Genomic DNA, 3,403 nt, shown 5'->3' with positions numbered 1-3,403 from the left:
TGCCCTGGACGAACAAGCCGCAACACCTGGTAGGTGAAATTGCCCGTAATCTCGGCAGTAAAACGCCTATCCGTTTGGTGTCCAGCGCCAAAAGCTGGCTATGTCATTCAGGCGTCGATTGCAAGGCGCCGATTCTGCCATCTGACGCATCCGAGGAAGTTGAACGTATCTCGCCATTTCAGGCGACCGTCGCTTATTTGCAACATCTTAAGGATGCCTGGCAAAACCAGTACCCCGATGCGCCGCTGGAACAGCAAGATGTTGTCATCACCGTACCGGCATCGTTCGATCCGGCAGCCCGCGAACTGACCATAGAAGCTGCAAGAGTTGTCGGCCTTGGACATGCTATCCTGCTGGAAGAGCCACAGGCAGCGCTGTATAGCTGGATAGAAAAAAATAACAAAAATTGGCGCAGGCAGGTTCACGTCGGGGATATTATCCTGGTCGTTGACATAGGCGGCGGTACGACCGACCTGTCTTTAATCGCTGTCACTCAAAGTGACGGCAATCTTGAGTTTACCCGAGTCGCTATTGGCGACCATATTTTGCTGGGCGGCGACAATATGGATTTGGCGCTCGCTTATGCCGTCAAAACCAAACTGGAAACAGAAGATAAATCACTGCAACCCTGGCAATTTCAGGCGCTAACACATAGTTGCCGGGATGCGAAAGAAAAACTGCTCAATAATCTGACAATGGATGTTGCCCCAATTGTTATTGCAAATAGGGGATCTTCATTGATAGGCGGTACGCTACGGACGGAACTTACTCGTGAAGAAGTCAATAATGCCTTGGTGGATGGGTTTTTGCCTCAAGTTCCGGCCAGCGCTAGACCCGTTTACCGAGCCCGGACAGGATTAAGGACATCTGGCTTGCCTTATGCCCAGGATGCAGGTATTACCCGGCATCTCGCCGCATTCCTTGCCAAACAGCAACATGCTACCGAGGAATTAGAAGGGATCAAACTGGCGGATAATGCAACATTCATACACCCGACTGCCGTGCTGTTTAATGGTGGCGTACTAAAAGCAGACACCCTGGCTAGCCGCTTGAAGGCAGTATTGAATACCTGGCTACAAGAAGAACAAGCACCGCCAGCACGGCTGTTATCCGGCACTGACCTCGATCTCGCCGTTGCCAGGGGCGCGGCCTATTATGGTTTTGTCCGCAAAGGCAAAGGCGTCCGCATCAAGGGCGGCGCAGCCGCGTCCTATTACGTAGGCATAGAAAGCGCCATGCCTTCTGTCCCCGGTATCCCTCCAGAAATACAGGCCTTATGTATTGCCCCATTTGGCATGGAAGAAGGAACGCAGCAAGAATTACCGAATGAAGAATTTGGCTTGGTGATTGGGGAACCGGTACGTTTTCGTTTTTTTGCATCCACAACCCGACGCGAAGACAGGGTGGGCACACGATTAAACCGCTGGAGCCGCGAAGAACTTTCGGAACTGGCTGAAATCGAAGTCACCCTAGCCAAAGAAGGCCGTAAAGCAGGTGAAGTCGTTCCCGTCCATTTGTGCGCTGCGGTCACGGAAGTCGGCACACTCGAACTGCAAGCCGTTTCACAAAAAGACAACACCCGCTGGAAAATTGAGTTTGATGTCAGGTCGGGTGAATAAACATCAAACATCGGTGTAAAACCCTTGCCGCATTTGAGCAAGGCACTGTTTTGTAATCATCCCTTATCGAGCGCTGAAACATAACGTTCGCTCGTGCCAGCCAGTTAGCAGATTATTGCAAGCCTTCTGCTTCAATATGCTCAAGCACTTACCAAAACCCCCGCTTCAGTTTAAAGTTGCAAGGACAAAAAACTCCCACAGTTCTCCCATTACATTCCGATAATTTTATCCGATACTACACACCATGTTGTGAAAGCGGATTCATAGGGCGAAATGAATTCAGCTTCAAAAAACAGGCAATACAACTTTTTATATTTGAAAATTAAGCGAAAATCACGAAGGCAGTGTGATTTCGACATGAATTTAACCCAAACGAATCCAACGAAAAAAAACCGGAGATGTTGCTATGAAAAGACTACCAGAACCTGTTTCGACAAAAATCACTGAATTGTTTGCAGTTCTGCATCATGCCACGGACGACCTAAAGATAGCGGGTGCCGAGGCCAATTTAATCGGTGATTTTTCGCAGGTGGCAGTCATCAATGACTCATGCCGCTGGTTGCTGGGGTTTGAGGCGGAAATCAAAACCACCGTGAATAATTTCGCGTCAAACTATAATGCACGCACGGTGGAGAAAGCGAATTTTCACAAAAAGGATAAAAACCGTACCCGAAAACTGGGATGTCTTTTAAGAGTAACAGTGGCTGATAAAGTCATTGAAGAAGCAACCATCAAGGAAACCTTTGTGAAGACCTTGAGAGCCTTTGGCCTGGAGCGGGTAGCCAGGCTGAATAAAGTGGTCAGCTCAGTACCGCTTTTAGCCAGAACCCCGGTAAACGGCTACCAAAACCAAAGACGCTGTGACGGTTGGTATATAACAACTCACGTTAGTATGCAAACCGCGACAACCGTGTTGGAAGATATTGGCAAACAATTAAATATGCCGCTTAAAGTCGAATTTATTGAACGGTGATTTACAGATTGTTAGACAAGCAAAACACCAGGGCAAAGGCAATAGACGATTCGATTATTGCCTTAAGCACACGAACCCAACAAAAAAGCACAAAACCCAAAGGCCAAGACCATGACCATGAACGAACAAAACACCTCCTTAATTGCTGATCTGCAATAACAAGCAAATGATGGCGATGCACAGGCGCAATTTGATTTAGCCTGTTGCTATGCAGGTGGCAAAGATGTTGAGAAAAATAGAGAACTGGCCTTAATGTGGCTTGTAAAAGCGGCTGAACAAGGGCTTGTTAGTGGGCAATTAGCATTAGGTTTGTATTATTTTGTGGGTCTACCTTTTGTAGATTATATAGATTTGGAGCTAGATAGAGAACGCACTGTGAAGTTGTTTAATCTGTTGCTTAAAAATTTGATCAAAAACAAGAATGGTCGTGAAGCCCATTCTCGTTTAAGTGCCAGCCTGTATTGGGAATTCGGTGATGATATTGTCGGTGCTAAAATAGATGCCGAGCTGGCATTTACATGGTTTAAAAAAGCCGCAGAACAAGATTGTGCCGAGGCACAATGTCGGTTAGCCCGCTGTTTCCAAGACGGTATAGGTATTGAGCAAAACCATGGATTAGCTTTTGAATGGTACAACAAAGCTGCTGAACAAGGCTATGCTTATGCTCAAGATGGGTTGGCAGGTTGTTATACCAATCCCAATAGATTATCATATTAATAAAGCCCATTTACGGGAGCAAAGATTTCGGATGGTGTCGGGTTGGCTGGCGAACTGGTTCCATGCGTGGCAACACACATCAACGATCTGGTCA

3 protein-coding genes and 1 pseudogene are annotated in these 3,403 nt (G+C 47.2%); all 4 read left to right on the top strand.

Features of this window, described 5'->3' with window-relative positions; all coding sequences use genetic code 11:
* The coding region (locus tag ACLQ6D_RS15850) for an Hsp70 family protein (protein WP_411728279.1) at positions 1 to 1,619 on the top strand (1,619 nt) is incomplete at its 5' end.
* A 406-nt stretch (positions 1,620 to 2,025) separates the two neighbouring features.
* Positions 2,026 to 2,592, top strand: a complete 567-nt coding sequence (locus ACLQ6D_RS15845) for a hypothetical protein (RefSeq protein ID WP_411728278.1) — start codon at positions 2,026 to 2,028, stop codon at positions 2,590 to 2,592.
* Between the two features lie 189 nt (positions 2,593 to 2,781).
* Positions 2,782 to 2,862, top strand: a pseudogene (locus ACLQ6D_RS15840) (hypothetical protein); the annotation flags it as partial.
* Positions 2,845 to 3,309, top strand: coding sequence for a tetratricopeptide repeat protein (locus tag ACLQ6D_RS15835; protein ID WP_411728277.1), 465 nt, complete (start codon positions 2,845 to 2,847; stop codon positions 3,307 to 3,309). The pseudogene ACLQ6D_RS15840 and the gene ACLQ6D_RS15835, both read left to right, overlap by 18 nt.
* The last annotated feature ends 94 nt before the right edge of the window (positions 3,310 to 3,403 follow it).

This window comes from Methyloglobulus sp. (genome assembly GCF_046714055.1).
Lineage (GTDB): Bacteria > Pseudomonadota > Gammaproteobacteria > Methylococcales > Methylomonadaceae > Methyloglobulus.
This window is presented reverse-complemented; position numbering and strand designations above follow the sequence as displayed.